The sequence below is a fragment of the Salipaludibacillus sp. CF4.18 genome, assembly GCF_051262595.1.
GTDB lineage: Bacteria > Bacillota > Bacilli > Bacillales > Salisediminibacteriaceae > Salipaludibacillus > Salipaludibacillus neizhouensis.
Window position 1 is genome coordinate 42,092 of the sequence record NZ_JBIMEV010000009.1, and the last position, 16,094, is coordinate 58,185.

The 16,094-nt window shown below is 38.0% G+C and carries 16 protein-coding genes; all 16 read right to left on the reverse strand.

Annotated features, from left to right (window positions below; all coding sequences use genetic code 11):
• Nucleotides 1–5: 5 nt before the first annotated feature.
• The 16 genes from ACHABW_RS08195 to ACHABW_RS08270 all read right to left on the reverse strand — a co-directional run bounded on the left by ACHABW_RS08195 (nt 6) and on the right by ACHABW_RS08270 (nt 15,958).
• Entirely contained in the window at nt 6–935 is a 930-nt protein-coding gene (locus ACHABW_RS08195; RefSeq protein ID WP_435754870.1) for a peptidase U32 family protein, read from the reverse strand.
• On the reverse strand, nt 932–1,612 hold the full coding sequence (locus ACHABW_RS08200) for an O-methyltransferase (protein WP_110936766.1): 681 nt from the start codon (nt 1,610–1,612) through the stop codon (nt 932–934). Before ACHABW_RS08200 ends, ACHABW_RS08195 begins: the two co-directional genes overlap by 4 nt.
• Before the next feature lie 163 nt (nt 1,613–1,775).
• Complete coding sequence (gene mltG, locus ACHABW_RS08205; protein WP_435754871.1) at nt 1,776–2,909, reverse strand: endolytic transglycosylase MltG; 1,134 nt, start codon at nt 2,907–2,909, stop codon at nt 1,776–1,778.
• Between the two features lie 216 nt (nt 2,910–3,125).
• The gene (locus tag ACHABW_RS08210; RefSeq protein WP_435754872.1) at nt 3,126–3,458 is read right to left on the reverse strand and encodes a DUF1292 domain-containing protein; all 333 of its coding nucleotides are present in this window, start codon (nt 3,456–3,458) and stop codon (nt 3,126–3,128) included.
• Nucleotides 3,459–3,473: 15 nt separating this feature from the next.
• On the reverse strand, nt 3,474–3,890 hold the full coding sequence (gene ruvX, locus ACHABW_RS08215) for a Holliday junction resolvase RuvX (protein ID WP_110936769.1): 417 nt from the start codon (nt 3,888–3,890) through the stop codon (nt 3,474–3,476).
• Nucleotides 3,890–4,159, reverse strand: a complete 270-nt coding sequence (locus tag ACHABW_RS08220; protein ID WP_110936770.1) for an IreB family regulatory phosphoprotein — start codon at nt 4,157–4,159, stop codon at nt 3,890–3,892. Before ACHABW_RS08220 ends, ruvX begins: the two co-directional genes overlap by 1 nt.
• A 149-nt stretch (nt 4,160–4,308) precedes the next feature.
• Nucleotides 4,309–6,945 carry an alanine--tRNA ligase gene (gene alaS / locus ACHABW_RS08225; RefSeq protein ID WP_435754873.1) on the reverse strand — a complete coding sequence of 879 codons (2,637 nt, stop codon included), beginning with the start codon at nt 6,943–6,945 and terminating at the stop codon, nt 4,309–4,311.
• A gap of 384 nt (nt 6,946–7,329) precedes the next feature.
• A complete protein-coding gene (locus ACHABW_RS08230; RefSeq protein ID WP_435754874.1) occupies nt 7,330–8,421 on the reverse strand; it encodes an AI-2E family transporter in 1,092 nt (363 codons plus the stop codon).
• Nucleotides 8,422–8,624: 203 nt separating this feature from the next.
• The gene (locus ACHABW_RS08235) at nt 8,625–8,813 is read right to left on the reverse strand and encodes a hypothetical protein (RefSeq protein WP_110936773.1); all 189 of its coding nucleotides are present in this window, start codon (nt 8,811–8,813) and stop codon (nt 8,625–8,627) included.
• Nucleotides 8,814–8,837: 24 nt separating this feature from the next.
• A complete protein-coding gene (locus ACHABW_RS08240; protein WP_435754875.1) occupies nt 8,838–9,311 on the reverse strand; it encodes a hypothetical protein in 474 nt (157 codons plus the stop codon).
• A 44-nt stretch (nt 9,312–9,355) separates the two neighbouring features.
• Nucleotides 9,356–11,647, reverse strand: coding sequence for an SF1B family DNA helicase RecD2 (gene recD2, locus ACHABW_RS08245; RefSeq protein ID WP_435754876.1), 2,292 nt, complete (start codon nt 11,645–11,647; stop codon nt 9,356–9,358).
• Nucleotides 11,648–11,664: 17 nt separating this feature from the next.
• Entirely contained in the window at nt 11,665–12,330 is a 666-nt protein-coding gene (locus ACHABW_RS08250) for a tetratricopeptide repeat protein (protein WP_435754877.1), read from the reverse strand.
• Nucleotides 12,331–12,423: 93 nt separating this feature from the next.
• Nucleotides 12,424–13,533 (reverse strand): tRNA 2-thiouridine(34) synthase MnmA, encoded by a 1,110-nt coding sequence (gene mnmA, locus ACHABW_RS08255; RefSeq protein WP_435754878.1) that lies wholly within the window; start codon nt 13,531–13,533, stop codon nt 12,424–12,426.
• Between the two features lie 18 nt (nt 13,534–13,551).
• Complete coding sequence (locus tag ACHABW_RS08260) at nt 13,552–14,700, reverse strand: cysteine desulfurase family protein (RefSeq protein ID WP_435754879.1); 1,149 nt, start codon at nt 14,698–14,700, stop codon at nt 13,552–13,554.
• A gap of 183 nt (nt 14,701–14,883) precedes the next feature.
• Nucleotides 14,884–15,303, reverse strand: a complete 420-nt coding sequence (gene cymR / locus ACHABW_RS08265) for a cysteine metabolism transcriptional regulator CymR (protein ID WP_435754928.1) — start codon at nt 15,301–15,303, stop codon at nt 14,884–14,886.
• Entirely contained in the window at nt 15,287–15,958 is a 672-nt protein-coding gene (locus ACHABW_RS08270; RefSeq protein ID WP_110936780.1) for a YczE/YyaS/YitT family protein, read from the reverse strand. Before ACHABW_RS08270 ends, cymR begins: the two co-directional genes overlap by 17 nt.
• Between the last annotated feature and the right edge of the window lie 136 nt (nt 15,959–16,094).

The window sequence follows — 16,094 nt, forward strand, 5'->3', positions numbered from 1 at the left end:
TCAGGTTAATATACCGTTTCTTTGAAAAAGAAGCCTGTATCTAAATCTCTATTGGAAGGTTGAATTCTCTTCAATTCGGTAAAGAGGTTCTCTTTTTGACCATTATATTTATCTGGGTGTAAAAAATAAAGATCAATTGCTTCTCGGTAGAGAGACGTTACCTGTCTCATATACGAGTAGTCTTTTTGAATTCCTTCTATTTTAAAGGAATCTACACCCGCTTCGAACAATTCTTCTAATTCATCTATCATACACATATCCTTTGGACTCATGACATGAGTACCATTTTTATCTTCCCAAATGGGATACTTTGCTTTTCTTTCAGGGTCATGAAGAATCAAATTCTGATCTTTTCCTCTTCCGGAAATCTGCAAATCTTTTCCTTGAAAAGTCATATAATTACCTAAAAGTAACCGTTTCGATTGAAACATACATGACATACCATGAACTTGAACTTCAATATCAACTTCTGCCTTTTCTTTGATTTCCACAATAGAATCCATATTCAATTCACGTGCAAGTACTGCTCTTGTCGACCCTTTTCTCCCCCAATAATTCGCACTGTACCAATTCGTAGCCGTTGTTTCCGTATTCCAATGCAGTTTTATTTCAGGCGCGTGTTCACGCACACTCATAAGAACTGCTGGATCTCCAAACACAATTGCATCCACACCTATTTTTGAAAGAAATTGGATGTAATCAGGCAATTTAGGAAGCGATTCATTATGAAATAAGGCATTCATCGCTACATATACCTTGGCACCCCTTTGATGGGCAATCTTTAATGCATTTTCGATATCGTCACGATTAAATTCCCCGGCCAATCTTATACCATATTCTTCTTCCCCTACCATAACAGCAGTTGCCCCTGCATCCACTAATCCTTCTACTTCCGTCACGTTTGCTGGTGTAACTAACAACTCCGGTTTCTTCAATCTTTCTTCACCTGCCTTGTTTCTGAAGAACTATGTAATTTTTTACTTACCATTAATCCATCGCCAACAGGCAGGATCGTAGACACAAATCTGTCATGATTCATTAAATTTTCATTGTAAGCTTGGATCTTGCCCACAAGCGACCGAACCCTTCTCGTTTCGGCCTGCTTCTCATTTGACACCATGCCTTTAAAAAGGACATTATCTGAAAAAATAACGCCATTCACTTTTACCATCGGTTCATATAATGAGAAAAATCGTTCATATTGTCCTTTTGCAGCATCGATAAATAAAACGTCAAAAGGGGCTAGGTCTTGGACAGCTTCTGTCACCTCCAAGGCATCTCCTTGAATAAGTTCAAACCTCGTCTCCATAGTTGCCCGGTGTATGTTTTCTATTGCTGTCTTTGCTCTCTCTTCGTCTCTCTCAATCGAAACAACATGACAATTCGGAACTGCTTCCATCATTCTGATAGCTGAATATCCTATTGCAGTCCCTATTTCCAGTATTCGTTTTGGTTGCTGAATTCTCAAAAATTGTAAAAGTGTATCCATTCCATCCGTTTCCATGATTGGAACGTTATGAAGCGAAGCATATGCCTCGATATCTTTAATAAACGTTGATTTATCTGGAACAATGCTTTTAATGTATGTCTTTGTCTTAGCGCCTATTTCCATAAAAAAAGCGCCTCCTTTAGGTGCTTTTTACAAACATTATCTTTATATTCTTTTTGACCGATATATTTTACCATAAAAAGAAAGAGAATGCGACTAAACATCCTCTTCCAATAACTCACAATAGTGGGATCATTCATTCACTAATTTTAATATAAAAAATCCCTTACTGGTATTCATTTACAATCTCTGTATGATCACTATAGTTTTCTGTGAAATATACTTCCCCATCAGGAGAATGATAGAAATAAAGATACTGGTGAATTTCAGGCTCCATTGCTGCAATAATCGAATTCGCGCCTGGATTATTTATAGGACCAATCGGAAGACCATTTCGGTTATACGTATTATAAGGTGATTCAATTTCCAAGTCTTCATTTAAAGTTCGTTCCAAATGCTCTCCATGAGCGTAGGCTACAGTTGGGTCCATCTGTAAAGGCATGTCAACATTCAGACGGTTAGCAATAACCCCGGAAATAGTATAACGTTCCTCATCTGTACTAGCTTCACCTTCGATAATAGATGCTTTTGTAAGAAGTTCATGGAAAGAAACGTTTTCTAAAGCAATAATACCTTGCTCCTCCATAACTCCAGTCATTCGATCTAACATTGATTCTATCACTTGAGTTGCTGTCACCTCTTCATCTACAAAGTCGTACCGAGCTGGAAACAAGTATCCTTCAAGTGGTTCTCGAATATCTTCCGAAAGAATATCTTCTGTAAGAATATCATATCGTTCGATAAGTTCACCTAAGTACTGTTCATCTTGCGCAAGTTCCTCCAACTCTTCTACCTTAACATTTGTTTCTTCGGCAACTTTTGCAAAGATATCTTCTAGCCACAATCCTTCTGGAATTGTAAATGAAGTTGCATAATCTTCATATACTTTACCATCTTTTAGATCTTCAATGATTTCATCCATACCCATTGATCTACTCAAGAGATAGTCCCCGGCTTGAAAGCCAGACTCATTTTGAAATCGAATGTAATACTTAAATACAGTAGAACTTGATATGAGGTCTTTTTCTTCGAGAATTTCACCAATTGAATCCGGTGTCGATCCAATCGGAATCGTTACGCCAATTTCTTCTTCATCATTTTCATCAGTTGGACCTATTGCGCCTATTACATAACGATAAGATCCAAAACCTACAGCACCCACTGCAATAATAGTTATAAGAAAAAGAATAAGTACTATTTTCCTCACCATACTTGCTTCTTTTTTCTTCTCTTCCATTTTCTTTCTATGCTTTTCTTTCAATTCTTGTTTAGCTAGTTTTTTTGAATGATCATCTGCCATCTTTCATCCCCCTTTCACCTTTCTCATTATACTACATCTTAAAATAATTTCGACAATCTGTAAAAAGAAAGTCGTTTTTTTATGAAATAAACTTTGAATATTTTTCCAAACGAGAACTTTTAGAAAGGCTATTTTCGTAATAGTATAGTCCCTAACTCATATTAAATACGAAAAAAAACTACCGGTTTGAGGCCGGCAGTTTTATTAAAACAATTCTTAGTTTTCTTCTTCCTCTTCTTCCTCTTCATCTTCTTCTTCAGAAAAAGTGTTCAAGAGTTCTTCAACCATTTCCCACTCTTCGTCTGTTTCAATTGGAAATAGAGCAAGTTCTTCTCCTTCTGGTTCTTCATACCGGAAAGCATGAACTTCAACTTCATCCTCATCATTTTCGTTTTCATCTGAACCTTCTGGCGCTAGAACCATATAAGAATTACCTGAAGCATCCACATCAAATGTAAAAAGGACTTGAAACAAGTGCTCATCACCATTTTCGTCAGGTATGATAATTCGATCCTCATCACTGCCATGGTTTATGTTTAAATCTGTCATTGTATGACCTCCTCTTTAAGACTGGCGATCTAAGTATCCTTGAAGGATCATGACTGCAGCCATTTTATCAATTACTTTTTTTCGTTTCTTTCTACTTACATCAGCGCTAACAAGCATTCTTTCTGCTGCTACGGTTGTTAAACGCTCATCCCAAAAATCAACTGGTAAACCAGTACGCGCCTCTATGTCTTTTGCAAAAACCTGACACATTTCGCCGCTGGGACCAATTGTCCCATTCATGTTTTTAGGTAAACCCACAACAATTTTTGTAACCTCATTTTCTTTTATTAACTCTTCTATTCTTTCCATATCCGGCTCAGGATATCCTTCCTTTCGCCTGATTGTTTCAACTCCTTGGGCGGTCCATCCGAATGCATCACTAATAGCGACACCAATCGTTCTAGTTCCCACATCTAATCCTATTACTTTCATTATTTCTCCTTTTGATGCTGAGCTAAATAAGAGCGAACAAGCTCCTCAATTAATTCATCACGTTCTATTTTCCGAATGAGTGTTCTTGCATCATTATGACGAGGGATATAGGCAGGATCCCCTGACAACAGATACCCGACGATTTGATTAATGGGGTTGTAGCCTTTGTCTTCCAGAGAGGAATAGACTTTTAACAAAACTTCTTTTGCGTCTTCATCTATAGAATCGTCGTTGAAATTAAATTTCATTGTATTATCCATTGAACTCATGTGACACACACCTCTCTTCTATATTTGAAAGAAAAGGTTAAACACCGTTTTTGTCGTAAAACGGGATAACATTCTTTTTTAACACTTTCCATATTCAATATAAAAATTTCTTTCATACTTGTCTCCTATTGTACACGAAAATAATTCAATTAGACATTCCTATTTACTAAACCAGGAACTAATTTTAGAGCTTCTTCTACTTTGGCAGGGTTTTTACCGCCCGCTTGAGCCATATCCGGTCTTCCACCGCCGCCTCCGCCACATTTCGCTGCAACTTCTTTAACAATATTTCCAGCATGATGTCCCTTTTGTATTAAATCTTTCGAGACACTTGCAACAATATTTACTTTATCATCATTAACTGAAGCAAGTACAATAATACCTGATTCTAATTTATCCTTCAATGAATCAACAAGTTTTCTCAAATTATTCATATCCGATGCATTTACTTGCTTCACTAATACTTTTACATCTTCTACATCAATAACATCATCAAGTAAACTTCCTGCTTGCAGTTGACCTAATTTAGCAGACAAGGATTCATTTTCTTTTTCTTTCTCTTTCAATTGTTTTTGCAGCTGACTGATACGATAAGGTACATCATTGATCGTGGTCTTTAATAATCCAGCCGTTTCTCGCAACGTATCAACTTGACTATCCATGAATTCATAAGCCTTTTTACCGGTCACTGCTTCAATTCGACGCACACCAGCGCCTATTCCTGCCTCGGTAGTTATTTTAAATAACCCAATTTCTGCTGTGTTATTTACGTGACAGCCTCCACATAGTTCCAAGCTGTAATCACCTACCTGAACGACACGTACTTCGTTACCATACTTCTCGCCGAAAAGTGCCATTGCACCCATTTCTTTAGCTTCTGCCAATGATTTGTTCATCGTTTCCACAGAAATGGCATCCCATACCTTTTTATTAACTTCCTCTTCCACTTTCTCTATCTCTTCATCAGATAATGGACCAAAATGAGAAAAATCAAACCGAAGTCGATCGTCATTTACAAGTGATCCCGCTTGATTCACATGCTCCCCCAAAGTATCCTTCAATGCTTGATGAAGTAAATGAGTAGCTGTATGATTTTTTACAATCCCTTTTCTTGTTATGTCATCAACTTGAGATTGCAAACTCATTCCCGTTTTGAGTGTTCCTGAAGAAACAAATACTGTATGAAGATTTTGGCCGTTAGGTGCTTTTTGTACATCCTTCACAAGTAACTGAACATCTTCGTTTTGCAAGGTACCCTGGTCCGCAATTTGTCCACCGCTCTCCGCATAAAAAGGAGTTTGATCAAGGACAATTTGCACCGTTTTCCCTTTGTCAACGAGATCAACCATTTGTTTGTCTTTTACAATTGCTACTATCTTCGAGTCTGTTTCAAGTTTATCGTATCCCTTGAACTCACTGGCTTCCGTAATCTTTCCAAGTACTTCATCTTGAAGTTGCATCGAGCCCGAGTCTTGTCTAGCTGCTCTCGCTCTATCACGTTGTTTTGTCATTTCCTCTTCAAAACCAGTGCGATCCAATTCAAGTCCTGCTTCTTCTACATATTCTTCTGTTAAGTCTACAGGAAAACCATACGTGTCATATAACTTAAAACCATCTGTCCCTGAAATTGTTTTCTTGCCTTCATCCTTTGCTTTATCAATAAGTTTGTTCAACATGGAGAGCCCATCATTTAATGTTTCATGAAATCTTTCCTCTTCCGTTCGAATAACTTTTTGAATAAACGCTTCTTTATCTTTGACTTCCGGATAAAATGCCTCCATGATTTCACCAACTGTAGGAACTAACTTGTACATAAAAGGTTCATGAATGGACAGTTGCTTTGCATAACGAACCGCTCTTCTTAAAAGACGGCGTAAAACGTATCCTCTGCCTTCATTCGAAGGTAGTGCTCCGTCGGAAACAGCGAATGAAACGGTTCTAATATGGTCCGCAATCACTTTAAAAGCTGTATCAAACTCCGTTGACTCACCGTAAGGCAGCCCTGCAATTTCCTCCGTTTGACCGATGATTGGTAAAAATAAATCCGTATCAAAGTTTGTTTTTGCATCTTGAATCACAGACACCATACGTTCTAATCCCATACCCGTATCAATGTTTTTCTTTGGAAGAGGTGTATAGCTACCATCTGGATTGTGGTTAAATTGAGAAAATACAAGATTCCATATTTCTAAATGACGCTCATTTTCTCCACCAGGAAACATTTCAGGATCATTAGGGTCATTCCCATACGCTTCTCCACGATCATAGAAAATTTCTGTATTCGGTCCACAAGGTCCCTCTCCTATATCCCAGAAGTTTTCTTCTAAACGAATGATTCTTTCCTCAGGCAAGCCTATTTCCTCGTGCCAAATTTTAAAGGCTTCATCATCATCAGGATAGATCGTTACAGCTAACTTCTCCGGATCAAATCCAATCCATTTATCGCTCGTTAAAAACTCCCAGCCCCAATGAATTGCTTCTTTTTTAAAATACTCGCCAATAGAGAAGTTCCCTAACATTTCAAAAAACGTGTGATGACGTGCTGTTTTCCCTACGTTTTCAATATCATTCGTACGAATAGACTTTTGCGCATTTGCAATCCTAGGGTTTTCCGGGATTACTCGACCGTCAAAATATTTTTTCAACGTTGCTACCCCACTGTTAATCCACAATAATGACGGATCTTCATGAGGAACCAAAGGTGCACTTGGCTCGATTGCATGTCCTTTCTCTTTAAAAAAATCTAGAAACATTTGTCTCACTTCAGCTGAACTTAATTTTTTCACAAAAATAACCTCCTCTTAAATTATCGACCTCATAATTAGAAGTGCTTAGATAGCACTTTAAATAACACAGAAATTAAAACACAAAAAAATCCCCTCCCAAAAAAGGGACGAGAATATGTTCACGCGGTACCACCCTAGTTACAAAGAAAGTAATTTTCATCACTCACTTGTCACCTCAACGAATAACGATCGTGTACCGGCGAGGTTTCACTCGCTCTCAAGAGTAGCATCCATCAATCTTCATCCAGAATTTCTTTCAGCCAAGGAAATTCCTCTCTTAGTGGTATGATTCCACAATTGGATGGGCTTCGATTTCAATCTCCGTCATCAATTTTTAAAATAAGTATATGTATAAGCATATTATAGGAATCGAATGGTCATTTGTCAATCATAGCTCCCTTTTCTGTTTCTAATAATCCGACGGAAATGTAAGATAAATACTTTAATTACTGCTAACACAGGTACCGCTAAGATAAGACCGATGATTCCAGCAATTTCATTACCTGCAACTAATGCAAAGATGATAAGTAATGGATGCATGTGTAAACTTTTCCCAACAATTACTGGAGAAAAAATATTACTTTCTATATTTTGAATCACTAAAATAAGGATTATTCCATAAAAAACGAGCTGTAACGACTCAGTCAAACCTACTAATACTACCGGAACCATTCCTAAAATTGGTCCGAAGTATGGAATAATATTCGTCAATCCAATAAATATCGCTAGCAACAATCCATATGGCATATCAATGATCCAAAAACCTATCCAAGCTAATAAGCCAACTAATATACCTACAATAATCTGCCCACGTATGTAACCACCAAGCGCTTCATCCAGCGAATTTACTAATTCTATACTTTCAGAACGAGCCCGCATCGGCGTGATGTACCAGCCTACTCTCTTTAATAGTGGCAAATCCTTTAATCCGTAAAAAACCACAAATGGAATCACTATAAATAGTAAAATCCAATCAAAGAGACCCATGAGTAACGTTCCTATTTTAATAATAGAATCCGCTATCCACTCTTCTCCACTTTTTATCCATTGATCTAAATGTACAGAAAATGATTCCGGAAGAAAATCGATTTGATGATGTACGTCAGAAAGTAACTCTCGATAGCCATTTGCCATAGAAGGGATTTGTTCTAGTAATTCTTTTCCTTCTTGAATGACGTATGGGATGGCCTTCATAATAATGCCGATCATTACTACGATAAATAAACAAAATAAAATTAAAATAGATAACGGTCTGGGAACATGAAGAGATTCCAATTTTTCCACAAGAGGATGAAGTAAGTAGATAATAAAACCGGCTATAAGAAATGGAAGAAAAACAACCATTAGCTTTTGAAGAAACGGCCATATAATACTTAGTAGCAGTATGAATCCACATAGTAAAAATGCTGTAATAGTTATTAATATAAGGATCATGAGCCAACGTTTAATTTCTTCATTCGATCTTTTTTTTAACATATTCTCCTCCGTGACGCCGTTTGTGAAAACACTGAAAAGGTAGACGTAGTGAACCGTCTACCTTTAATTACTTGTTACTGATTAACAGGACTCTTCCCCTCGTGCTTACCAAATTGATTTACTACTTGAAACCTAGGGTAAAAAACATGAAACACCCGATCATCTTGGTTATTTCATGCCAATTTACTCTTTAAAGATTCGTTTTATAAATCAATATTTCTTTCTTCCTCTGCGAATAAATCATCAAGGGAGCTTAACGATCCATCAACTTCCACCTGGTGGAGGTGTAACTGACCATCCGTAATCGTGAGTTCAATAAAGCAACCCCAACAGTAGTATTGACTCGTACCTATTTTTCCTATATCTTTGCTTTTACAATTTGGGCATCGCAATTTCCGACCCTCCTAGGGTACTTCTTACTGAACAATGATGGAAAGGCAATCTTTCTCATTATGAACAGTAGAATGATTAGTTCGTATGACCTTTATTCCTTTAAAATCCTCAAAAAGGCCTTCCGTCACTTGATACCCTATAATTTTACCCGTACTTGGTAAAAAATATACGTCTTCGATAATTCCTACCATGTCCCCATCCTCTTTTTTGATCACCTGTCCCATTAAGCGATCATTTCCATGGAAGAACCGTTTATTTTTTTCCGTAACAGGCAAAAGAGAGTCGGTTGTATTAACATAAAACCCTTTTTTTGTTTCTTCATTTACCAATGATAGTGCTAGTGCATGCTTTTTTGTCCACCATTGACCATTGTCCAGCCAATAACCCGTTATAAGGTTAGCTGTCAGGTCATACATTAGGTCAGTTATATTGCCAAGTTTCCGGTTCGTTTCTCCGCAAAAAACGGATGCTCCCTTGACTTTATTAAATGTTCTCAAGGACATCACTCCTTTGAACATTCTTAGTCTTTGGCAGCACCCGATTATTCATTCCTGTATTCTGTTTCCAATCTTATGTGGGCTAATTTTTCCTTCAAGGTAGTGTTACGTTCCAGATCCCGATTTGTTTCTACTGCCAGCTTCAATGCCTCCCAATCTCCACATAACAACAAAAATTCCTTTGCCCTTGTCACACCTGTATAAATCAGTTTTTTTCGTAACATTCGATAATATCCTTTAACTACAGGCATAATAACGATAGGAAATTCGCTTCCTTGAGATTTATGAATGGAACAACAATAAGCATGAGTAATTTGGGTTAAGTCAGGCTTGGTATAAACCACTTCTTGTCCGTCAAATGTAATGATGATTTGTAATTGTTTCTCCGTATTTTCTTTTTCAGTGAAAATCGAAACAATTTCACCTCTGTCTCCGTTGTAAACATTGTCTTCTGGATTATTAACAAGCTGTAATACCATGTCGCCTACCCTGTAAACGATATCTCCAAATGGCACTTCTCTGCGTTGATCCGTTTTAGGATTGAATAAGGTTTGCAGCATGTAATTTAAATTTTCTACTCCAGCAACTCCCCGGTACATTGGAGCTAGCACTTGGATATCTCTTGCGGCATACCCTTTTTTCATAGCACTTTTACATATTTGCATCACTGCTTCCGGGACTTTTTGTTGATCACAAGGAAAAAAACGTAAGTCTTTACTTTTTTGATCAATAGCAGCTGGAAGTTCGCCATCTTTTATTTGGTGCGAAAACTCGATTATTTGTGAATCTTCAGATTGACGATAAATATCCGTCAAACGAACAGCCGGAATCACGTTCGATTCTAATAAATCAGCGAGCACTTGTCCTGGACCAACGGAAGGAAGTTGATCTTCATCCCCCATAAAAATGACCTGCATAGAATTTGGAATGGCTTTTAAAAGTTGATTTGCTAGCCACGTATCCACCATAGAGACCTCATCTAAAATAAGAATTTCTCCTTCTAGTTGATCGTCTTCTCCTTTTTCGAAATAATCATCATCCGCTCCTTTATAACCAAGCATGCGATGAATCGTCGAGGCAGGAAGGCCGGTTGATTCGGTCATCCTTTTTGCAGCTCTTCCCGTTGGAGCTGCCATTAAAATCGGATATTTTTTGGATCCACTGTATTCTCCAGGATCGATGGGTATCCCTTTCAAGCGTCCAAAAACTTCTATCAACCCTTTAATAACCGTTGTTTTTCCGGTCCCCGGTCCGCCGGTAAGTATCATCATTGGTGAGTGAAGCGCCTGTTGTATGCCTTCTTTTTGTGATGGTGCATAACTTAAACCAAGCTCTTCTTCCACTGCTCCCAAGGCTTTTAAAAATTCCGACTCTGGATATTCGTCCATTTCTTTTTTGTTTAAAAGCAATCGTCCCAGATTTTTTGCAATTCCTTGTTCGGCAAAAAATAAAGATGGTAGATACATATTTTCTTGTTCGATAATTATTTTACCTTCTTCACCAAGAGCAATAACCTGATCGGCAACATCCAATGCTTTGATGTCTTCATATGTATCTTTTTCGAGTAATTTTTTTGCTTCTTCCACAATCATTTTCTGTAAAGCAAATACGTGTCCGTCACTTAAGGAGTAATCCTGTAAGACAAATAATATTGCTGCTTTTAATCGATCCGGATGATTTCCAGTGAGACCCTGCTTTCTGCCAATAAGATCGGCTTTAGCAAATCCAATTCCATCAACGTCTTCCACCATTCGATAAGGATTGGATTGAATCACGGTTAACGCCTCTATTTGATATTCACGGTAAACCTTCATCGCAAGCTGTAATCCAAACCCGTAATCATAGAGTTTTAAGAGAACTTGTTCAATTCCCTGGTCCTCTAACAGAGTTTTATAGACATAATCGGCTTTTTCTTTTTTAAGCTTTGTCACCTTCTCTAAAACAGTACGATCCTCTAGAATACGAGATATCGCATGGACGCCTAACGAGCCGATAATCGATTCGGCTGTTTTTTTACCGATTCCGGGAAATCGGTCACTGGATAAATACAAAATAATCCCTTGTTCCGTTTCCGGAATCACTTTTTGAAATTGCTCGAATTTATATTGTTTTCCGAATTTGGGGTGATCAGAAAAGTGCCCTTTAAATAAATAAGTAAGCTCTTTTTCAGGCTCTGTCATCATCCCTACAACAGTCACTTCTTTATCATTCAACTTTTGTGAAGACTCATTCACTCTTATTTTAGCAACTGTATATAGAGAATCTGCGCTATGAAAAACCAAATGAAGAAGCTCCCCTTTTATATAATCTTCTTTTTCTTCATTTGACCTTTCCATGCTTTCCACCACCTTGTTTATTCTCCCTGACGGAGTAGTTCTTCCATTTGGATCTTTGCATTGGCACTTAATTCATGGTCCGGTTGTATTTCAAGCGTCTTATCAAACAGCTCTAATGCTTTTTCAGCATCGTTTTTCATTGCATAGGCGACCCCTAAATTAAAATAGGCATCTGAATACTGATCATCTATCTCAATCGCCCGATTAAACTGAATCATTGCTTGATCGACCTCCTCCGCCTGTGCCAAGCACATACCATAATGGAAACGTGCATCCACGTCTTCTTCGTTAAGCTCCACTGCTCTGCTCAGACTAGGTAACGCTCTCCGGAAGTCTTCCAGTAAATAAAAACTCATTCCGAGCATATAGTAAACGTCTCCTTGTTGCAGACCTTTAACAATTGCCTCTTGGTAAACATCAATCGCTTCTGTGAATTTTTTTTGTGTATAAAATACATTTCCTTTTCCATAGTATGCTGTCGCTAAATCTTCATCCATTTCCACTGCTTTATCATAAAAAACAATTGCTTTATCATCTTCACCAACGGCCGATAATAGATTACCGAAATTCGCATAGGCGATAGCATCTTTTGGATTTTCCTCAATTGCTTCATTTAATAGTTTCGCTGCTTCTTCAATATTTCCTTCTTGCATTTCTTTTACCGCTAATTCATTTTTATCCATATTAATCTCTCCTTCTAAGAAAAACGCATAGCGTCTTTTTTCTAAAATAGTTCTTACCCTCGGACAAAGAAAAGGACTGATTTTATAAAATCATCAGTCCTTCAATATTTCGTCAATTGTTCCACCACCGAGACATACTTCCCCCTGATAAAACACAACAGATTGACCAGGTGTGACCGCTCGTTCTGCCTCATCAAATAAAACCTTTACACGACCATTATTCAATGGTATTACTTCCACACCATGATCTTCTTGGCGATATCGAAATTTAGCAGTGCATCTAATGATTTCTTCAGGAACTTCTCCACTGACCCAATTTAAACCATCCGCAATTAATCCGTTTGAATACAGAGCATCATGGTGATAGCCTTGTCCCACCAATAAAGTATTAGTTTCCAAATCTTTACCGACAACAAACCAAGGCTCTCCAGCACCACCAATACCTAACCCTTGACGTTGCCCAAGTGTATAGTACATCAGTCCATCATGTTGCCCTTTCACTTCGCCGTCCATTGTCTTCATATCACCAGGTTGAGCAGGTAAATACTGACTTAAAAACTCCTTGAAATTTCGTTCACCGATGAAGCAAATTCCGGTACTGTCTTTCTTTGAAGCTGTTGCCAATTCTGCTTCATGAGCGATTTCGCGGACTCTTGGTTTCTCGATCTCCCCAATCGGGAACATCACATGTTGGAGTTGCTCCTGACTTAACGCGTTAAGAAAATAAGTTTGATCTTTGTTGCGGTCTTGCCCACGCAAAAGTTCCACTTTTCCTTCATCTGTCCGTTTCACTTGAGCATAATGACCAGTAGCCACATAGTCAGCACCTAACGACATAGCATGATCTAAGAAAGCTTTAAATTTAATTTCTTTATTACACATGACATCCGGATTCGGAGTACGTCCGGCTTTGTATTCTTCTAAAAAGTACGTAAATACTTTGTCCCAATATTCTTTTTCAAAATTAACCGCGTAATACGGAATGTCTAGCTGATTACACACCCGAATGACATCATCATAATCTTCTGTTGCCGTACAAATACCATTTTCATCCGTATCATCCCAGTTTTTCATGAAAATACCGATGACCTGATATCCTTCTTCCTTTAACAAATGCGCGGTAACAGAGGAATCTACCCCACCAGACATTCCTACTACTATACGTGTATCTTTTTTAGCTTTTTCTGATACGTGAGTATTCATAAACACTCACCTCCTTGACTACTTTATCTGACTTTCTAATCGTTTCATAACGTTGACTACTTTTTGAGCTGCTTCCTCAATTTGTGCAAGATCGTTCCCTAGTCCGAAACTAAATCTAACAGCAGAGTGACTTCTATTTTTATCGTTAAACATGGAGGTAAGTACATGAGAAGGATCAATCGAGCCGGCTGTGCAAGCCGAACCACTTGATACTGCTACACCATCCAAATCCAAGTTCATTAATATAGATTCGACATTGAGTCCAGGAAAACTGACATTTAATATATGAGAAAGAGCCTGTTCCTGATTTCCATTGACTTTGAAGTTTATCATTTCCCGTTCAAAGCTAGTTAGCAAGATTTCTTTGAATTGAGTATAGAGTAATTTTCTCGTCTCACTTTCCTTCAAAGCTAGTTCGAGTGCTTTCTGCATACCTACAATTGCTGGTACATTTTCTGTTCCCGACCGTCTTTTTCTTTCTTGCTCTCCACCATATTGCAATGATGCTAAATGGATGCCTTGCCTAATATATAAAAAACCAGTTCCATTCGGTCCGTTGATCTTATGACCCGAAGCCGCCAATAAATCCACACCTAGCTGGTTCACGTCTATTTGCTCTGATCCAAAAACTTGGACAGCATCTGTATGAAAAACCGATTGGTGTGCTGCCAATACTCGTCCTATCTCTTCAATTGGCTGTATCGAGCCTACTTCATTATTTCCGAACATAATCGACACAAGAATGGTTTCATCGGTTAAAGCATTTTCCAAGTCTTCCATTGAAATTTCACCATGCTCATTTACATCTAAATACGTCACAGAATACCCTGATTTTTCAAGATGTTGAAACGCATGTAACACAGCATGATGTTCTATTTTAGTGGTTATAAGATGGTTTCCTTTATCATTGTTCGCAAAAGCATAACCAAGTATCGCTAAATTATCGGCCTCAGTACCACCACTGGTAAAAACAATTTCATCAAAGCGGGCATTTATTTTCTGAGCGATGAACTCTCTCGCTTCGTCAAGGCCTCTTCTAGCTTCTCTTCCGAAATGATGAATACTTGAGGGATTACCAAAATACGTTTCAAAAAATGGCTTCATCGCTTGAAAAACCTCGGGATGCATTGGAGACGTAGCCGCATGATCCAAGTAAATTCGTTCCATCGTCTTTCACACCTTCTCCTAAGAAAAACGCGTAGCGTCTTTTATTAAATGCAACGTCAGCTTCTGCCGCTATCTTTTAAGTAGCAAGAATGCGGCTTGAAGGTAGTTGCCCTCTTTATACAGAACGCATAGCGTCTTTTATATTATAATGCTTCGCAGGTAACTTGATCAAACGAAGAACCTTTAAATGTAGAACATAAAATTTTCCTGTTCCCCTGTATCTTCGTATGTTGCTAAATCATCAAGTGTAGTGGAATCAAGAACATCTTTCACCGCATCGCGAATTTTTATCCATAAATCACGTTTTGCCGGCTCTTCATCATCAATAATTTCTACTGGTGTAATCGGCCCCTCCAGCACACGAATGATATCTCCAGCTGTAATTTCTTCCGCTAGTTTTCCTAACATATATCCACCGTAAGCACCTCTGACACTTTTAACGAGCATCGCATTTCTTAACGGTGCTATCAATTGCTCTAAATAATGTTCCGAAAGATTATGGTCTTTGGCAATAGATTTTAGTGATATTGGACCTTCTCCATCTTTTTTTGCTAATGCTATCATAATTGTTAGTCCGTATCTTCCTTTAGTTGATATTTTCAACATGAATCCTCCTTTCCATTTTTCTTTCTATTCGTGTATCCATCCATTTTTGACAATAGTTTAATGAGAAACCAGTTACATGACCAATTAATATACTAAATAAGATTGTACCGACGAACACTGGTCCACCAAGTCCCCATCCTGCGATTAAAACTAGTACTTCCATAAATATCCTCACACGGGCAACCGATGCTCCCGTTTTTTGTGAGAACGCCAGCATAACGCTGTCTCTAGGACCTGCCCCACATTTTGGAGATATATAAATTCCAATACCAAAGCCCATAATAAATATTCCAAAGACAAGCATGCAAATTTTTACAACCAGTAATTCAGGAGTTGCTAGTAAAATCAGAAAAATATCCACAAAAACTCCAACAAAAATCATATTTAAATAGGCACCTAATCTCGGCCATTCTTTTGTCATTATTGTAGCTAAAACAAGTAATATGAATCCCATGATTATTGTCCAAGAACCGATCGTAAGCCCAAACTGATTGGTCAGACCAATGTGGAGCACATCCCATGGTGCACTTCCTAAATCAGCGGAAATCATCAAAGCAATGCCAAAACTCATTACGATAATTCCAAAGAGAAAAACGCCCCATCGAAACCAAGGCGTTTCCTGATGTTTGTTCCTGGTGTATGCAAGAGTCATAAAACGTCAACCCTCTCTATTTTTAACGAGCAAATCATACTTTATTGATGTTTAATTGTTGTTCGTTTAGTAAATTCATTATAGCATAGATACAGGAGATCTGTTCCACAGAAAGCAGTGGTATATCTATTAAAGG